Here is a 16203-nt window from a genome sequence, read left to right as displayed (position 1 = left end):
CATCACTAATAAAAATAAAGCGTTTTGCTGAAATAAGTTAAATCGAATGAATTTTCACTACAATTTCATTATGGTAACAGGCATTTATTATAAAAACAATAGTTTTTTCTAAGATAAATGCTAATAGTACAGTTCCTAGCTTATTAAGTAAAAATTAACAAATAAAAAGAGCTGTCAGACGACAGCTCTTAGTTTGCAACAGACCACTCTATATGGTTTAAAAAATTATACACGTCTTCATACACTTTATCACGTTCTTTATCTAACGTAATAATATGACCAGAATTTTCATACCAAATAATTTCTTTATCATCTGTTTTAACTGTATCTAAAATAAACGGAGCGCTTTGTTGATATAGCTCATCGTCTAGTAATCCTTGCAATACTAAAGTCGGTGCTTTAATTGCAGGTAAATCTTCACGTGTTTCTTCTGTTAAGCGTGTTACGCCATCTAAAGAATCTTTTGGTGAAATGCGTAATTCATGTAGTTCAGAAATAATTTGATCTTTGGACTTGTTTTCAAAGTGTTTATAAAGTCTTGCATAATTGTATAAACGTGTAAATAATCCTTTTGAGCTATCGCGTGTTATCGGCGCACACATGGCAACAACTCCTTTAACAGGAAATTGCTCTGCTACTTTTAATGAAAAAACTCCGCCAAGTGAAATGCCTACTACTGCGATTTCTTCATATCCTTTATCTTTTAGGAAGTTGTAGCCTTCTACTACATCGTTCCACCAGTCTTCAGGTTTTGTTTCTAGTAGGGCTTCCGGTTCTACCCCGTGCCCACTATAGATAGGTGCATGAACGGTATAACCACGTTTGGATAAAAATTCCCCTAGCTTTTTCACATCTTTTGTGCTACCTGTAAATCCATGCAGTAATAGTACGGCTTTTTTGCCTCCCTCAATTGTTAGAGGTTGCGGCTTTGATAACTTCATTTTATAATATCCCCTTCACGGAAATTTGTATTTGTGTATTTTATGTGTCTATCTTAACACCCTTTATTCATAATGTACAATTTATAGTTTTTATCGTTTCGATACGTTTTATGCATCAATGGTGTGAGGTTAATGCCTTCTGTAATCACCCTTTGGAGGTGCTTCTAAATTTAAAAAATTCATTTGTTTATTTTCCTTTGAGCTGCCATTTAAAATTTTCCCAAGTTGCCTATACTTCCTATCCTTTTACCGTTATAATGCAGGTAACTAATATCCATACTATTATTAGAGGTGAGTGAAATTGGAATGGCAACAATTGGAATATTTTGCAACAGTAGCGAAGCTTGAACATATGACACGTGCAGCAGATGTTTTAGCAATTTCGCAGCCTGCACTTAGTCGTTCGATTTCGAAGCTTGAGGAGGAATTAGGTGTTCCTTTATTTGATCGCCAAGGACGTTCTATCATGCTAAATCGCTACGGAGAATTGTTTTTATATCGTGTGCAACGTATGCGCAAAGAATATGAAAAAGCTGTTTTAGAATTACAGGAACTCAATAATCCTGAGCTTGGAGATGTGTCACTAGGCTTCTTACATACACTTGGCACAAGTATAGTCCCTGATTTGATTCGCGCCTTTCGTCAGCAACATCCGCATATCCGCTTTCATTTCACACAAAACTATTCGCACTCACAGCTTAAACAACTGCTTGCAGGTGAGCTAGATCTTTGTTTGCTTGCAGCGATTGATACCGAACCACCTGTTTGTTGGAAAGAACTATGGAGAGATGAGCTTTATATCATGGTGCCAATCGATCATCACCTTGCCAATCGTAAAAGCATAACGATGAAAGAACTAGAGCATGAAAACTTTGTCCTTATGAAAAAAGGCTATGCATTACGCCGTACTGCTGATCGACTATTAAATGCTGCGGGCATTAAGCCTAAAATTACGTATGAAGGTGATGAGGTCTCTACCGTTGCAGGCTTTGTAGGAGCGGGTCTTGGGGTATCTTTACTACCTGATGATGAAGACCTTAATCCAAATAAGGTCGTAAAAATCCATGTAGAAGATATGGTATGCGAACGCATAATTGGGATGGCTTGGATTGAAAATCGTTACCTTCCACCGTCCGCACGTCAATTTCAGCAATTTGTCCTCGATTATTATGAGAAGAAGGGTCCTTCGAGAAAACGCGACTAAAGAGGCTTGCACCCAAAATGAAGGAACAACGGAAAGATGGGTGACTTCTGCTCAAAAGGTAAGACACGAACAACAACATAACAAAAAAGTGTTAGATTGACTTCAATCAATCTAACACTTTTTCTCTTTTGCGATTACCTTATTGCCCGATATAGTTTATTTTATATGCATTTATATCCGTTGTGTCACCGCTTATTTCAAACAATCCTTGTTGAGCCAAGTAGAGTATTCGATTTTCGATATATGTTTCATTTATATAGTCATCCGTCATATTTACCATTTGCCCGATAACATCCGTTGGTGAAAGCCATTGCTCATTGTTGCTAGCTTGTAAATATTTTGCACTGTTCATAATTTTTTCATCAAACATATTCTCGTTTACATGAACAATGCCATTTTGCCAAACTCGCAATATACTTTGATTTCGCTTGAGCTCGTCCCATTCTTTAGCTAGACGCTGACACTCCTCAATTGTAAAACGCTTCGCTTCTGGACGTAACTTCATTAACATATCCGCTGATAACTCACCAGTATAACGAATGGACATGTCTTGTTGTATGCGCTGTAAACCAGCCGTGGCATCTATACCAAATACCATGCTGCACTTATTAACAAACTCACTCATCACATAACGTAAAGCAATTTCTTCATGCGCATTTTGACTATACCAAATCCAAACATCCATATCACATGGGATGCCAGCTATCGCTTTTGTCCACTTGTTGTGGATGTCTTCATATAATTCTTGTTCTTCTACATCCTTAAAAATATGTGTATCCAACCATTTTTTTCGCTCTTCCATCCTTGTAAGTGGTCCAATGGAGAAATGATCATTAACACAAATCACTGACTCTTCACGCTGCAAATGGTTTTGTCGAATCGCGTGTTTAATGGACCCTTGTGTAGACAAGCTAAAGGTAATATGTAAAATAGCCATAAAACCTCCTCCTTTTATTGTTTACTAAGTGCGATTTTTATACCGATAAATGTAAATAGTACACCTTGTATGATATTCAGGCGTTTTGCAATAGTAGGTTTACCTATAATTATTTCCCTTACTTTCCCAGCAAAAACACTAAATAATGAAAATAGAATCAGTGCCTGCACTAAAAATACCATACCCAAAATGAGCATTTGTAACGCCACATGTCCAAGTAACGGATTTACAAACTGTGGCAATAGTGCTAAGAAAAATAAAGAAACTTTTGGATTTAAGATATTCATTAAAATACCTTTTCGATATAGCAAACCTAAAGTATGAATATTTTGGTGCTCCAATGTAAATGCATCATTCTTCGCTCGAAATGATTGCCATGCTAAGTATAATAAATAGGCAGCCCCTGCAAATTTGACAATCGAAAAAATAACGGTTGATTGATAGATAATGGCTGAGATACCTAAAACTGCAGCTCCGATATGTACCAGTAAGCCCGTACATAAACCTAGTGAAGTCGCAATTCCAGCCTTTTTATCTTGTGTAATGCTTTGTGCAAGGACAAATAAATTGTCCGGTCCTGGCATTATAGTTAAAATAATGGCTGCTCCTAAAAAAGCTAGTAACGACGAAAGTTCCAATTTTCCCCTTCCCCCCCGCTATTTGTTAGAAAAAACCATAATTACAATGGTTGTATTTACATTATACTACACGCCACTTGTAACTTTATGACTATATATAAAAAAATTTATAAAAAATTATTATCCTTATTAATGCTCGTTCGCGCAACATTTCCCTTTGTTTATGCATTATAATAGAATTCAACACTATGAATTCAATCCCTATTGTGAGAAAGAGGTGATTCGTCGATGGCAGTAAGTGATATTGTACAAGAATTTGAGGACGAGCAAGGAAGTGTCTTTTATAAAATGAAAACACACGATATCGAGGTTCAAGCAATGCATTCTGCTGGCTTAGCACCCGTTATTACCTACTGGATTGGCGAAAAAGATATTACGGAAGATATTCGAAATCTACGTTTTAGCCCAAGGCCCCCATCTAGTTATATTCAAGATTATGATGAATTTCAATCAATGCTCTATGCAAAAGAGCAACGTGCTATTAACGAACTCTATGAAAAAATGAGTATTAAACCTAAAAACATGACAACAGGGAAACAAATTTTGTGGAGTTTCTTTGTGATGATATTGGCGATGCTCCCTTTACTCGTTGCCATTTGGTGGTTAAAATAATGGTCACTTTTCAGTATTCAAATGTTTATTGATAGTTGTAAACCTCTGCGATTTTTCCTAATTAATACACAATTTTTCTATTCAGCTTGACAGACACAAAGAAGTAGTGCATTCTTTATTCAATTAGTAGTAGAAAGAGAACTTGTGGTTATGCTCTATGCCATAATCTCTCCAAAATACATGATACCAATAAAACGAACGAAGATTAGTACGTAGAAACTAATTGGTAAGAGAGCGATGTCCATCGGCTGTAAGACATTGTACAAAAAAGACTACAGAACCTACTTCGTAAAACGTCCTAGCCAAACTAGGCGCAGTCTCAAGCGTTATGAGGAAAGTGGAATATCTCAAGATATTCAATGTAGGTGGTACCACGGAAAGCAACCTTTTCGTCCTAGTTTTTAGGACGAAAAGGTTTTTTTATCTTTATTCAGCAATTTGTGGCTTACGCGGTAGAAATGCTCCCAAATGGTGAACTGGAGGAATTAGGATGGAAAGAAAAAGGATTGTTGTAAAAATCGGCAGTAGCTCTTTAACAAATGCAAAAGGCGAAATTGATAAAGTACGCTTAATGGATCACGTGCAAGCTATTGCGGAATTAAAAAAATGTGGACATGAAGTATTACTAGTTTCGTCAGGTGCTGTAGCAGCAGGCTTTAAACAACTCGGCTACCCTTCTCGCCCTGTGACAGTAAAAGGGAAACAAGCAGCAGCAGCAGTCGGACAAAGTTTGCTTATCCAAACCTATCATGCACTATTTAGTATTTATGATATAATGCCTGCTCAGATTTTACTTACACGAACTGATTTTTCGAAAAAAGAACGCTATAAAAATGCCTATGCAACATTTGAGGAATTGCTTGAGCGCTCTATGCTCCCAATTATTAATGAAAACGATACGGTATCTGTTAGCGAATTAACATTTGGGGATAATGATATGCTATCCGCACTTGTCAGTGGGCTTGTCCACGCAGACCAGCTCATTATTCTAACAGACATTAATGGTTTATACGATGCCAATCCCAATAAAAATCCGCAAGCAAAACGCATTGATCGGTTAACTGAAGTCACAGATGAAATGCTAGGCTTCGCTGACGGTGCTGGCTCTAAAGTTGGCACAGGTGGTATGGAGTCCAAACTATTAGCAGCACGTGCAGCTTTAAATGCAGGCGTTAAAGTATTTATCGGGACGGGCTACGGGGCTCAAAAGCTAATCGATATTTTAGATGGGCAAGGCGACGGGACATATGTAGAGCATGAAGCACTCGCTGTCTTAACAAATAATAAACAGTGGATTGCACTAACGGAAATTTCTGGTAAAATTTTTATAGATAACGGTGCGGAACACGCATTATTAGAAAATGGCAAAAGCTTACTTCCAGCAGGTGTCTATCGTGTTGAAGGAGACTTCGAACAAGGTGATGTTGTTGAGGTATACAGCCATAATAAACTGATTGGGCGCGGCGAAGTATTATATTCATCACTTGAGCTAGCACACGCAATGGGAAAACGAACTGATGAATTAACCAATTACCCGATAGAGGTTATTCATCGGGATAAATGGTTAAAAATACAAACGAAATAGGAGGAAATCAAATGACAAGTGAAGTATACCAAAAAGGAAAACGAGCAAAGGCGGCAAGCTATGTTTTAAATATTAAAACAACATGCGAAAAAAATGATGCCTTAACAAAAATTGCGGAACAATTACTAATCGATCAAGAAATACTAATTTCTGAAAATTTAAAGGATTTAGCAAATGGTAAAGAAAAAGGCATGCCTACTTCGACACTTGATCGTATTATGTTAAACAAAGAACGCATTACAGCAATGGCTGATGCCATTCATTTACTGGTGAAATTAAATGATCCAGTTGGAACTACGCTTGAGCATATTGAAAAGGATAACGGCTTACTCATTGAGAAGCGTATGGTGCCAATTGGGGTTATCGGCATGATCTATGAGGCTAGACCAAATGTTACAGTGGATGCAGCTACATTATCATTGAAAACGGGTAATGCAGTACTATTACGTGGTAGTTCCTCAGCCAAATTTTCAAATATTGCCCTTGTTTCAAGTATCCACCGAGCACTTGAAAAAACGTCTATCCCAGTCGATGCAGTGCAATTAATCGAAGATACAAGTCGTGACACAGCAAAGGAATTATTCCATTTAAAAGAATATCTTGATGTACTGATTCCACGCGGTGGTAAAGCTCTCATTGATTTAGTTGTTCGAGAAGCTTCCGTGCCTGTGCTTGAAACAGGAGCAGGCAATTGCCATATTTATGTGGACCAAACTGCCGATTACATAAAAGCAGAAAACATTTGCCGAAATGCAAAAACACAACGTCCTTCTGTTTGTAATGCAGCAGAAAGCTTACTGATTCATCCGGAGTGGTTTAGTGAACACGGTATACAGTTGCTAAATGCACTGCATGAAGCAGGCGTGACAATTGTAGGTGATGCGACAGTTTGCCAAGCGGTAGATTTTGCGCAGCCCGCTACAGAGGAAGACTTTGCAACGGAGTACTTAGATTTGAAGATTAGCGTCAAAATTGTTGAAAACGTTTATGAGGCTATCGAGCACATTAATCAATACGGTACGAACCACTCAGAGGCCATTGTTACTGAAGATCAGCTTGTGGCAGATACATTTTTAAATAATGTAGATGCAGCGGCGGTTTATCATAACGCTTCTACTCGCTTTACGGATGGCTTTGAATTTGGCTATGGCGCTGAAATCGGGATTAGTACACAAAAATTACATGCCCGTGGACCAATGGGCTTACCAGCATTAACATCTACAAAGTATTTCATCCATGGAAATGGGCAAATCCGTGAGTAATCGTTTTCTAATGATACAAGAGCCGACAGTAGACAATGCTTTCGGTTTCTCCATTATAGTGATAGCTAAAAAATAGTAGCCATTTCATTACTACTAGAAAGCAGGTTTGTTATGAATGTCTCAGCAATCATAAAACTTACAGTGTCTATGGCCATTTTTGGCTCCATCGGCTTTTTTACGATCCATACTGGCGTACCCGCTACAGAGCTAGTCTTTATCCGTTGTGTTTGTGCAACGCTCTTTCTTGGCGCTTTATGGCTAATAACGGGCGGGCATAAAACGGAGGTGTGGAACAAAAAGGAACTATTGCGCACCCTTCTTTGTGGTGTCTTTATCGTCTTAAACTGGGTATTTTTATTTAAAGCTTTTGAGGAGATGTCGATTTCGATTGCCATTTCAATTTATAATTTAGCACCTATTTTTGTGCTTATTTTAGGGGCGTTATTGCTTAAAGAAAAAATGACTGTACAAGCCCTTGTCGCAACGATAACTTGTTTTATCGGCAGTATTTTTATTATTGGTTTACAAAACTTTATTTCATTATCTGAATTTATGCAGTCAGGCTTTGTGTGGGCATTGCTCTCAGCTTTATTTTATGCATTTACGATGTTAACAAGCCGAACGATAAAAAATTTAAGCGCCTATGCTTTAACATTTATACAAACGGCGGTAGGTATTGTGATGCTAGTACCGTTTGTTGATTTTTCATTATTTGAAGGATTGACAACAACGAATTGGCTTTATATTTTAGGGACAGGCTTTATTCATACTGGATTCGTTTATTATTTATTTTTTGATAGTATTCGTAGCCTATCTACTATTCTAGTGTCTGTTTTAGTATTTGTAGATCCCGTTGTCGCTATCTTATTAGATATGCTACTGCTTGATTTCATGCCTAGCCCTATCCAAACACTTGGTATCTTACTCATTTTTGGTGGGATTTTTTATACTATTTATATTCCAAAGCAAAAAGCTCATTTGCAGGAATGAAGCATTAATTGGACAAGGAGGTATTGTATGCGAAAGCTGTATGCAATTGGTGAGCTCTTAATTGATTTTACGCCCGCTGGACAAAGTGGTTCGCTTTTATCGGTCGAACAGTTTACGAAAAATGCGGGTGGTGCACCGGCGAATGTAGCAGCAGTCTGTGCAAAATTAGGCCAACCCGCTGCCCTACTAACACAGGTTGGACAAGATGCATTTGGGGACTTTTTGATTGCTACCGTGAAACAAGCTGGTGTAGATACGCAATATATTGCACAAACAACTGAAGGTGACACAAGCCTTGCCTTTGTGTCCTTGACTGCGGATGGTGAACGTGACTTTTTATTTTATCGAAAAAATGCGGCTGATTTATTGTACAGCCCAGCACAATTGCCGACGAATTTACTAACAGCTCATGCTATCCTCCACTTTTGCTCGGTGAACTTGGTGGATAGTCCAATGAAGCAAACACATCAGGCGATTATTGAGCAAGCTCATGCTATGGGGAGTCTTGTCTCTTTTGACCCGAACGTACGACTCCCCCTTTGGCATGACGCTGAAGCATGCCGGCAAACGATTTTAAACTTTATTCCGCGTGCACATATCGTAAAGCTCTCTGATGAGGAATTATCGTTTTTAACGCAGATAGACGATGAGCAGCAAGCCGTTCAGTCATTATTTCAAGACAAGGTTCAAGTCATTTTCGTCACGCATGGTGCACAAGGAGCTAGTCTTTACACGAAGCAACAGCATGTAAAAGTTGCTGCTGAAGTTGTACAAGCGCTTGATACAACAGGTGCAGGTGATGCCTTTATCGGTGCCATTTTAAGTATGTTGTTGCAGAAAAACATTACAGTAGAGTCGCTCGAAGCCTTTTGCGAAACATTTGCTACGCCCCTTCTTACTTTTGCCAATCGTTATGCCGCTACATCCACAACAAAACATGGTGCCATCACATCTTATCCATCATTACAGGAAGTACCTTTTTCTTTTTAAATAAAAGACTCCATTTTGACATACGCAAAATGGAGTTTGTTTTATATAGTTAAAGGTCTTCCATATTTAATCTCGATTCGCGGGTATTCCTATGTTTTTCGCGGGTAAAGCCACTCGATTCGCGGGTAAATGTATTTATTTCGCGGGTATTTAATCTACTACATGTTAAGCTTTGTTAAATTGCTTTTTCATTAAAACATGTGGGATGCCTGCGTCCAAATATTCCTCTCCTGTGCGACGATAGCCAAACTTTTCATAAAAGCCCTCTGCATATACTTGTGCACTAAGTTTTGACTTCGTTAAGCCTTTCTCCTGTGCCAACCCTTCAAGCTTGTCAATGATCACTTTTCCGAGCCCGCATTTACGAAATGGCTGTAAAATACAAATTCGTTCCAGTTTGCCATAGTCGTCTACTACACGTAATCGAGCTGTACCAACGGGTTGTTCATTGATATACACAAGAATATGTTCACAAGACGCAGCAAGTGTATCAAATTCATCGTATTCTTCGGATGCTGGAATTTGTTGCTCTTCTATAAATACAGCTTTGCGAATAGCTAAAGCCGTTTGCAAATCGCTGTCTGTTGTAATAATGGTTGCGTTCATTAATATAGTCCTCCTCAGTTATGAGCATATAATTACTATAGTATAAAACGTTTTATATACCATTGCCAATCACTAAAACTATTTTGAGCGGGGGTCCATATAATCCCTCACAGCATTACTCAACATATACAACCCTAGCACTAATAGAGTAATAGCTCCACCTGGCGCAAATGTATACCACGAAGCTTTTACTAAATACGCTTGCGAATCTTTTAACATACGCCCCCAACTAGGATTTGGTGGTTGAACGCCAAGCCCTAGATAACTTAGTGCTGCTTCCGCAAGCATGGCCGTCGCAAAAGTAACCGTTGCTGCCACAATAATTTGGGATGATATATTAGGTAAAATATGACGAAACATAATGTTATAAGGTTTGACACCAATTAATTTAGCGGCTAGTACGTATTCGGCATCCCGATGTTGGACAAAGCCACTACGTGCAATTCGAGAGATAGCAGGTATGGCAATCACACCAAGGGCAATTGCGGTATTGACTACGCCAGGCCCGAAAACAGCTACTAGCATTAACGCTAATATTATGCCTGGAAAAGCCATTAGCGCATCCATTAAGCGCATAAATAGTTCATCGACCCAGCCACCTAGAAAACCTGCTAGTCCACCGATTAAAATACCAAATGATGTACCGATAATGACCGTTAATAAACCTACCGCAAAGGCTGTTTGTGTCCCCTTCATCATCCGACTAAAAATATCACGTCCAAATTCATCTGTACCAAATAGATACTTACTACTTGGGCTGTGTAATTTTTCGGGAATATTCATCATATTCACATCATACGGCGTATAAAAAAAGCTAGTAATCATAACAAGTAAAAACCCGACGATGACGAGTAGACCAATGAGTAAATTTATATTTTTCATATATCGTTTCACAATGTCCATTGCATCCACCTCTCATCGTAATCGGATTCTTGGATCTAACACAGAATATAAAATATCGACGATAAAATTAATAACAACAACGGCTACCGTAATATACATCACGATGCCTTGCACTAGTGGGAAATCGCGATTACTAATCGCTGTAATCAATAGCTGTCCAACACCTGGCAATGAAAATACTTGCTCTACAATAATCGTACCTGCCACAACTTCTGCCATTATCAAACCAAAAACGGTCAAAATCGGAATCATGGCATTTTTTAACACATGCTTATACATCACATTCCGTTCCGACATCCCCTTACTGCGAATTGTCCGTACATAATCAAGTTGCATTTGTTCTAAAATGGCCGTACGCACGTAACGGAAGTTGACGGCAATTTGAGGTATAGCGATAGTTAACGCCGGCAGAATAAGCGTACTTAACGCCCCGGCAATACTTTGTGACCACGGAATATAGCCACTAATTTTAAAAAAACTAAACTGCATGCCCACATATAAAATCAGCATCATCCCGAGCCAAAATGAAGGCACCGCCATCCCAATTTGTGTCAATGTCGATAAGGATACATCACTCAGCTTATTTTGGCGTCTCGCTGCAAACATGCCAAGCGGCAAGGAAACCATTAATACAATGGTTAATGTCAGGACAGCTAGTGACATCGTGACAGGCAATCTATCCAACAATAAATCTTTTACAGGCATGGAGAAACGAATGGAATGACCTAATTCTCCTGTCAATAGTCCCTTTATCCAATCAGTGTATTGCTCATAAAGGGGGCGGTCCAAACCAAGCTCAGACCGCAAGTTTTCAATTTGTGTTGCATCTGCTTCTGTTCCTAACATTGTTCGAACAGGATCCCCAGGTAAAATTTGAAAAACGCCAAACGTAATCATCGACACTAGAAGAATCGTTGTCATTAACAGGATGAATCGACGTATCATATACATCATTTGCAATCATCTCTTTCTAGTTTGAGAATTTTACCTCGGACATATCATGGAACCAGAATGGATAGCTCTTTAGCCCTATTACTTGCTTGTCAGAACCCCAGACGATTTGGTAATCCGCTACATAAACCGACACTGCCTGCTCCGCTAAAATTTCTTGTGCACGTTGGTAATAAGCAATTTGCTTTGCTGTGTCTGTTTCCTTTAAAACGTCAGCCATGATGTTGTCGTATTCCTCATTCTTAAATAAGAAGAAGTTTTCACTGTCATTGGTAGAAATATAGTCATTTAAAATTTCATAGGCAGAGGCACGACCTGTTAAATCAATCGTCGTCATAGTATAGTCGCGACCAAAGTACACACGATCAAGCCAAATCCCCCATTCCACCACTTCAATCTCTACATCTACACCAATTTCTTTGAGGTTAGCGGCAACAATTTGCGCAATATTGGAATAAATATCGTTATGAGAAGATACAGTAATTTTGGTTTTAAAGCCGTCTGGGTACCCTGCTTCAGCTAATAATGCCTTGGCCTTTGCCACATCAAGCTTGTACTTATCTTCTAACCCTTTCTTTTGATAGTCTCCCATTGCTGGACTCATGTTCGAGCCAAGTGGTACAGCATAACCAGCAAAGACAGAATCAATAATATCCGCTTTACTGATGGCATAGTTCATGGCCTGACGCACTTTGATATTATCAAACGGTGCTTTCGTTTCATTAAATGTGACAATTAAAGAAGAGTTATTGTTTTGATGCGATAAATGATGACTATTTTCCACCTCATTTACCCGTTGCCAAGGGACACTTGTTAAATCTACTTCATTTGCCATTAAGCTCATAATGGCTGCTTGATCATCGGATTGGAACGCAAAAGTTACTTTATCTAAGTAAGGCAAGCCTTCTTTCCAATAGCTTTCATTCTTTTTCAACACTAAATTTGAGCCTGGAGCATATTTCACATAAGCAAAAGGACCAGTCCCGATTGGGTTTTCATTGTGCTTGCCATCATTACTTTTCGGTATAATGGCTGCTTGGCGAGCAGTCAGGGAATAGAGGAAATTGGAATTCGGTTCTTTTAACTTAATGACAAAAGTCGTCGTATCTGGGGCTTCAGTAGATGCTACATTATCAAAGTTATTCGACATTTTTTCGCCACCATTTTTGCCCATTAAGCGATCAAACGAATATTGAATATCTTCTATTGTTAAATCCTCGCCATTATGAAATTTCACACCTGAACGAATTTTAAACGTATAAGTTAAACCATCCTGTGAAATTTCATAGCTTTCCGCAAGCCCTTCTTTTAAGGAGCCATCTGTTTCGGGTGCCATCAATCCTTCAAAAATATTAAGAATCATCTGATAGGAAATCGAGGCTGTTGCTTTATGAGGATCTAAAAAATCCGGGTCGTCATTAATGCGGACTACAATTTCTTGCGGTGTATCAGTTGTTACTGGCACATTTGTAGGTACTTTATTTGTATCTTTTTTGTCATTATCATTTGAACATGCGCTAATCATCACCCCTAAAAGCAATAACAACATTAGGAAAACCCAATTTCTAGTCTGCTTCAAAGTATTTCTCCCCCTTTATGCTGTTGTTGTATACTTGTATAACTTTCTACGTCCTCTAATTGAGTAGCACCTTTAACACCAGCAATAATCGCTTCCTCCACGACCTTTGTTGCTAAGTGTCCAATATAGTCCACTGAATACGTTTGCTGTCCTGTGCCTAAAACAAAAATCGTATCGCCGTCTAGCATAGTATGGACAGGATAAATCGTACGTGCTAAGGCATTTTGTGCTAGTTGGGCGATTTTTTTCGCCTCTGCCTTTGTTAACTTTGCATTCATCGCAACAACGCCAATGGTCGTATTGGTACCAGCGAGTGCCTGCGATTGACCATGCTCTTCTAAATGAGAACAACTATCCAGCCATTGCCCCGTTGCTCGGTTACGCGCCCCAGCAATCGTTGTTCCAGTAGTAGGGTCCTTTATATCACCGACTGCATTGACCGCTACCATTGCCCCTACGATAAGCCCTTCCTTCCCTACAAGCGAACTACTGCCTAAACCCCCTTTCATACAAAATTGTGGACCTGCTAATTTGCCAACTGTTGCACCATAGCCTGCGCCTATATTGCCATTTACAAAAGCACCAATCTTGGCATTTTTCGCTGCTTCATACCCCATCTGAGCTGATGGTCTTATATGTGCGTCACCAATAAATAAATCAAATAATACCGCACTAGGTACAATTGGTATTTTGGTAACACCCGCATCTACCCCTACACCTTGTTCCTCTAAGTAATGCATGACACCTGTTGTGGCATCCAAACCAAATGCACTGCCACCTGCTAGACAAATGCCATGCACTTGTTGAATTTCATTAATAGGATCCAATGCATCTGTTTCACGTGTGCCTGGTGCAGAGCCTCGCACGTCGACTCCACAAACAGCACCGTCTTCCACTAAAATAACGGAGCATCCCGTGATCCCTTCTCTATCTTCCGCATGCCCTACTTTCACGCCTGGTACATCGGTAATATTGCCAAACATTAACCCATCCCCTTTTAAAAATTGAATATTCTGATTATTTTTCGTATAAAAAGCACGCTACTTGCTGATGCTCATTTTTTTGTTGCAATGGAGGCCGCGCTAGCCGACATTGCTCCATGACAAACGGACAGCGTGTATGGAACACGCAACCAATCGGTGGATTCATCGGGCTTGGTAGCTCCCCCTGTAATGGGACTAATTGCTTCGGTTCATCAAAATTCACAACAGGAATCGCTGAAAGTAATGCTTGTGTATATGGATGAAGTGGATGTGCATACAATTCTTTTTTTGTGCCTACTTCCACAATCCTTCCTAAATACAGCACTGCAACACGATCGCTAATATGTTTGACAACACTTAAATCGTGGGAAATAAATAAATATGTTAATTGAAATTCATCCTGTAAATCCATCATCAAGTTTAATACTTGTGATTGTATGGAAACATCTAAAGCAGAAACTGGCTCATCTGCTATGATAAACTCCGGATTGATGGCAAGTGCTCTGGCAATGCCTATTCGTTGTCTTTGCCCACCTGAAAATTCATGGGGAAATTTGTGCATAGCATCTTCCGGTAAACCAACCTTTTGTAATAGTTCTCTGACCCGTTTTTTACGCTGCTCTTTCGTTAATGGCAATTGTAAAGCCATTGGTTCGTCAATAATGGCGCCTATACGCATGCGTGGATTTAACGATGCAAAGGGATCTTGAAAAATCATTTGCATTTGGTTGCGATATTTTTGCAATTCGCGCCCCTTCAAATGATGAATGGCTTGGCCTTTATACAAAATTTCTCCAGCTGTCGGTTCAACAAGCTTTAAAATCGCGCGCCCAAATGTTGACTTTCCAGACCCTGATTCCCCAACAATACCAAGTGTCTCCCCACGGAAGATGTCAATTGAAATATCATCAACAGCCTTAACGACTTTTTTTGCTTCTTTCATAGACTTACGTTTCACAGGAAAATAAGCTTTTAAATGATGAATTTCAAGTAATACTTCTTTGTCCGTCATTTACCAACGCCCCTTCCTCCGTGTATAAATGACACCTTACATGATGTTGATGCTGCAACAACGTAACTTCTGGTAAAACATGACGGCAATGCTCCATCACAAAAGGACAACGTGGTGCAAAACGACAGCCTTCTGGTAATGCATAGGCAGGTGGTACAGTGCCTGGGATAGATGGTAACCTTTTTATATCAGTTTCTAGGGTAGGCATCGTTTTTAATAAGGCAACTGTATAGGGATGTTTCGGTTGGAGAAATAACGCACGAACAGGCGCTTCCTCCACAATTTGGCCAGCATACATCACCATGACGCGATCTGCGGTTTCAGCAACAACACTCATATCATGTGTAATAAACAATATGGCTGATTGCTGTTCTTTTTTCAGCTTCATCATTAACGTTAAAATTTGTGCTTGCACCGTAACATCCAATGCCGTTGTCGGCTCATCTGCAATCAATAGTTGAGGATTATTGGACATTGCAATAGCAATCATCACACGTTGTCGCATGCCACCGGATAACTGATGCTGGTATTCAGTGAGAACCTTTTCTGCATTGCCGATACCCACTTCTTTTAATAGTTGTAGTGACTTTTCTTTCGCTTGTTTTGTAGATATTTTTTGATGCCTACGAATCGCTTCCATCATTTGATTGCCAATGGTAAAAACGGGGTCAAGTGATGTCATCGGTTCTTGAAAAATCATGCTCACTTCATTGCCTCGAATCTTACTCATTTCTTTATTATTCATAGCGAGTAGATTTTTATCGTTTAATGTAATGGTACCAGCGGATATTTCTCCAGGAGGCATCGGAAGCAAGCGCATGATTGACAGCGATGTCATACTCTTGCCACTGCCTGATTCTCCTACAAGTGCCACCGTCTCACCTTTATAAATAACAAAGCTTACGTCATCGACTACTTTCGCTTTTTTTCCATTTTTCAAATGAAATTGGACGTGTAAATGTTTCACTTCCAACAACACTTGCTTGTCTTGTGCTTGTTCCACATGCTCC

The 16203-nt window shown here is 39.3% G+C and carries 16 protein-coding genes; 6 read left to right on the top strand and 10 right to left on the bottom strand.

Annotated features, from left to right (window positions below; all coding sequences use genetic code 11):
- Window positions 1-188: 188 nt before the first annotated feature.
- Window positions 189-941: an alpha/beta hydrolase gene (locus C9J37_RS02955; protein WP_024363503.1), complete on the bottom strand. Its 753-nt coding sequence runs from the start codon at window positions 939-941 to the stop codon at window positions 189-191.
- A gap of 301 nt (window positions 942-1242) precedes the next feature.
- Between C9J37_RS02955 and C9J37_RS02950 the strand changes: the two genes are divergently transcribed.
- Window positions 1243-2145, top strand: coding sequence for a LysR family transcriptional regulator (locus tag C9J37_RS02950; protein WP_107894176.1), 903 nt, complete (start codon window positions 1243-1245; stop codon window positions 2143-2145).
- Between the two features lie 139 nt (window positions 2146-2284).
- On the opposite strand, the gene C9J37_RS02945 is transcribed toward C9J37_RS02950, so the two are convergent.
- Both C9J37_RS02945 and C9J37_RS02940 read right to left on the bottom strand, forming a co-directional pair.
- Window positions 2285-3082: a DUF1835 domain-containing protein gene (locus C9J37_RS02945; protein WP_107894175.1), complete on the bottom strand. Its 798-nt coding sequence runs from the start codon at window positions 3080-3082 to the stop codon at window positions 2285-2287.
- 14 nt (window positions 3083-3096) lie between these two features.
- On the bottom strand, window positions 3097-3720 hold the full coding sequence (locus C9J37_RS02940; RefSeq protein ID WP_107894174.1) for a LysE family translocator: 624 nt from the start codon (window positions 3718-3720) through the stop codon (window positions 3097-3099).
- Window positions 3721-3948: 228 nt separating this feature from the next.
- Here C9J37_RS02940 and C9J37_RS02935 point away from each other — a divergent pair, with 228 nt between their 5' ends.
- The 5 genes from C9J37_RS02935 (at window position 3949) to C9J37_RS02915 (ending at window position 9159) form a co-directional block, all read left to right on the top strand.
- A complete protein-coding gene (locus C9J37_RS02935; RefSeq protein ID WP_107894173.1) occupies window positions 3949-4332 on the top strand; it encodes a sodium:proton antiporter in 384 nt (127 codons plus the stop codon).
- Between the two features lie 490 nt (window positions 4333-4822).
- Window positions 4823-5917, top strand: a complete 1095-nt coding sequence (proB, locus tag C9J37_RS02930) for a glutamate 5-kinase (protein WP_024363498.1) — start codon at window positions 4823-4825, stop codon at window positions 5915-5917.
- An 11-nt stretch (window positions 5918-5928) separates the two neighbouring features.
- Window positions 5929-7179, top strand: coding sequence for a glutamate-5-semialdehyde dehydrogenase (locus C9J37_RS02925; RefSeq protein WP_107894172.1), 1251 nt, complete (start codon window positions 5929-5931; stop codon window positions 7177-7179).
- A gap of 111 nt (window positions 7180-7290) precedes the next feature.
- Window positions 7291-8169, top strand: a complete 879-nt coding sequence (locus tag C9J37_RS02920) for a DMT family transporter (protein WP_107894171.1) — start codon at window positions 7291-7293, stop codon at window positions 8167-8169.
- Between the two features lie 27 nt (window positions 8170-8196).
- The gene (locus tag C9J37_RS02915; protein ID WP_107894170.1) at window positions 8197-9159 is read left to right on the top strand and encodes a carbohydrate kinase family protein; all 963 of its coding nucleotides are present in this window, start codon (window positions 8197-8199) and stop codon (window positions 9157-9159) included.
- A gap of 165 nt (window positions 9160-9324) precedes the next feature.
- Here C9J37_RS02915 and C9J37_RS02910 read toward each other — a convergent pair whose 3' ends face one another.
- From C9J37_RS02910 to C9J37_RS02880, 7 genes are all read right to left on the bottom strand, one after another.
- Window positions 9325-9765: a GNAT family N-acetyltransferase gene (locus C9J37_RS02910; protein ID WP_107894169.1), complete on the bottom strand. Its 441-nt coding sequence runs from the start codon at window positions 9763-9765 to the stop codon at window positions 9325-9327.
- A gap of 78 nt (window positions 9766-9843) precedes the next feature.
- The gene (locus C9J37_RS02905) at window positions 9844-10668 is read right to left on the bottom strand and encodes an ABC transporter permease (RefSeq protein WP_107894168.1); all 825 of its coding nucleotides are present in this window, start codon (window positions 10666-10668) and stop codon (window positions 9844-9846) included.
- Between the two features lie 12 nt (window positions 10669-10680).
- On the bottom strand, window positions 10681-11622 hold the full coding sequence (locus C9J37_RS02900; RefSeq protein WP_107894167.1) for an ABC transporter permease: 942 nt from the start codon (window positions 11620-11622) through the stop codon (window positions 10681-10683).
- Between the two features lie 16 nt (window positions 11623-11638).
- On the bottom strand, window positions 11639-13168 hold the full coding sequence (locus C9J37_RS02895) for an ABC transporter substrate-binding protein (RefSeq protein ID WP_107894303.1): 1530 nt from the start codon (window positions 13166-13168) through the stop codon (window positions 11639-11641).
- A gap of 26 nt (window positions 13169-13194) precedes the next feature.
- Complete coding sequence (locus C9J37_RS02890; RefSeq protein ID WP_107894166.1) at window positions 13195-14181, bottom strand: P1 family peptidase; 987 nt, start codon at window positions 14179-14181, stop codon at window positions 13195-13197.
- 34 nt (window positions 14182-14215) lie between these two features.
- On the bottom strand, window positions 14216-15193 hold the full coding sequence (locus C9J37_RS02885; protein WP_107894165.1) for an ABC transporter ATP-binding protein: 978 nt from the start codon (window positions 15191-15193) through the stop codon (window positions 14216-14218).
- Window positions 15168-16196, bottom strand: coding sequence for an ABC transporter ATP-binding protein (locus C9J37_RS02880; RefSeq protein WP_107894164.1), 1029 nt, complete (start codon window positions 16194-16196; stop codon window positions 15168-15170). The genes C9J37_RS02885 and C9J37_RS02880 overlap by 26 nt, the downstream gene beginning before the upstream one ends.
- Between the last annotated feature and the right edge of the window lie 7 nt (window positions 16197-16203).

It is taken from the genome of Lysinibacillus mangiferihumi, from assembly GCF_003049665.1.
Lineage (GTDB): Bacteria > Bacillota > Bacilli > Bacillales_A > Planococcaceae > Lysinibacillus > Lysinibacillus mangiferihumi.
The sequence above is the reverse complement of the archived record's forward strand: the minus strand, read 5'-3'. Positions and strand labels throughout refer to the sequence as shown.

What these genes read in the sequence shown, in the direction of transcription:
- C9J37_RS02935 (WP_107894173.1), top strand. Translation starts at nt 3,949, where the DNA reads ATGGCAGTAAGTGATATTGTACAAGAATTTGAGGACGAGCAAGGAAGT.
- C9J37_RS02945 (WP_107894175.1), bottom strand. Translation starts at nt 3,082, where the DNA reads ATGGCTATTTTACATATTACCTTTAGCTTGTCTACACAAGGGTCCATT.
- C9J37_RS02885 (WP_107894165.1), bottom strand. Translation starts at nt 15,193, where the DNA reads ATGACGGACAAAGAAGTATTACTTGAAATTCATCATTTAAAAGCTTAT.
- C9J37_RS02910 (WP_107894169.1), bottom strand. Translation starts at nt 9,765, where the DNA reads ATGAACGCAACCATTATTACAACAGACAGCGATTTGCAAACGGCTTTA.
- C9J37_RS02895 (WP_107894303.1), bottom strand. Translation starts at nt 13,168, where the DNA reads ATGTTGTTATTGCTTTTAGGGGTGATGATTAGCGCATGTTCAAATGAT.
- C9J37_RS02925 (WP_107894172.1), top strand. Translation starts at nt 5,929, where the DNA reads ATGACAAGTGAAGTATACCAAAAAGGAAAACGAGCAAAGGCGGCAAGC.
- proB (WP_024363498.1), top strand. Translation starts at nt 4,823, where the DNA reads ATGGAAAGAAAAAGGATTGTTGTAAAAATCGGCAGTAGCTCTTTAACA.
- C9J37_RS02955 (WP_024363503.1), bottom strand. Translation starts at nt 941, where the DNA reads ATGAAGTTATCAAAGCCGCAACCTCTAACAATTGAGGGAGGCAAAAAA.
- C9J37_RS02900 (WP_107894167.1), bottom strand. Translation starts at nt 11,622, where the DNA reads ATGATGTATATGATACGTCGATTCATCCTGTTAATGACAACGATTCTT.
- C9J37_RS02915 (WP_107894170.1), top strand. Translation starts at nt 8,197, where the DNA reads ATGCGAAAGCTGTATGCAATTGGTGAGCTCTTAATTGATTTTACGCCC.
- C9J37_RS02890 (WP_107894166.1), bottom strand. Translation starts at nt 14,181, where the DNA reads ATGTTTGGCAATATTACCGATGTACCAGGCGTGAAAGTAGGGCATGCG.
- C9J37_RS02920 (WP_107894171.1), top strand. Translation starts at nt 7,291, where the DNA reads ATGAATGTCTCAGCAATCATAAAACTTACAGTGTCTATGGCCATTTTT.
- C9J37_RS02905 (WP_107894168.1), bottom strand. Translation starts at nt 10,668, where the DNA reads ATGGACATTGTGAAACGATATATGAAAAATATAAATTTACTCATTGGT.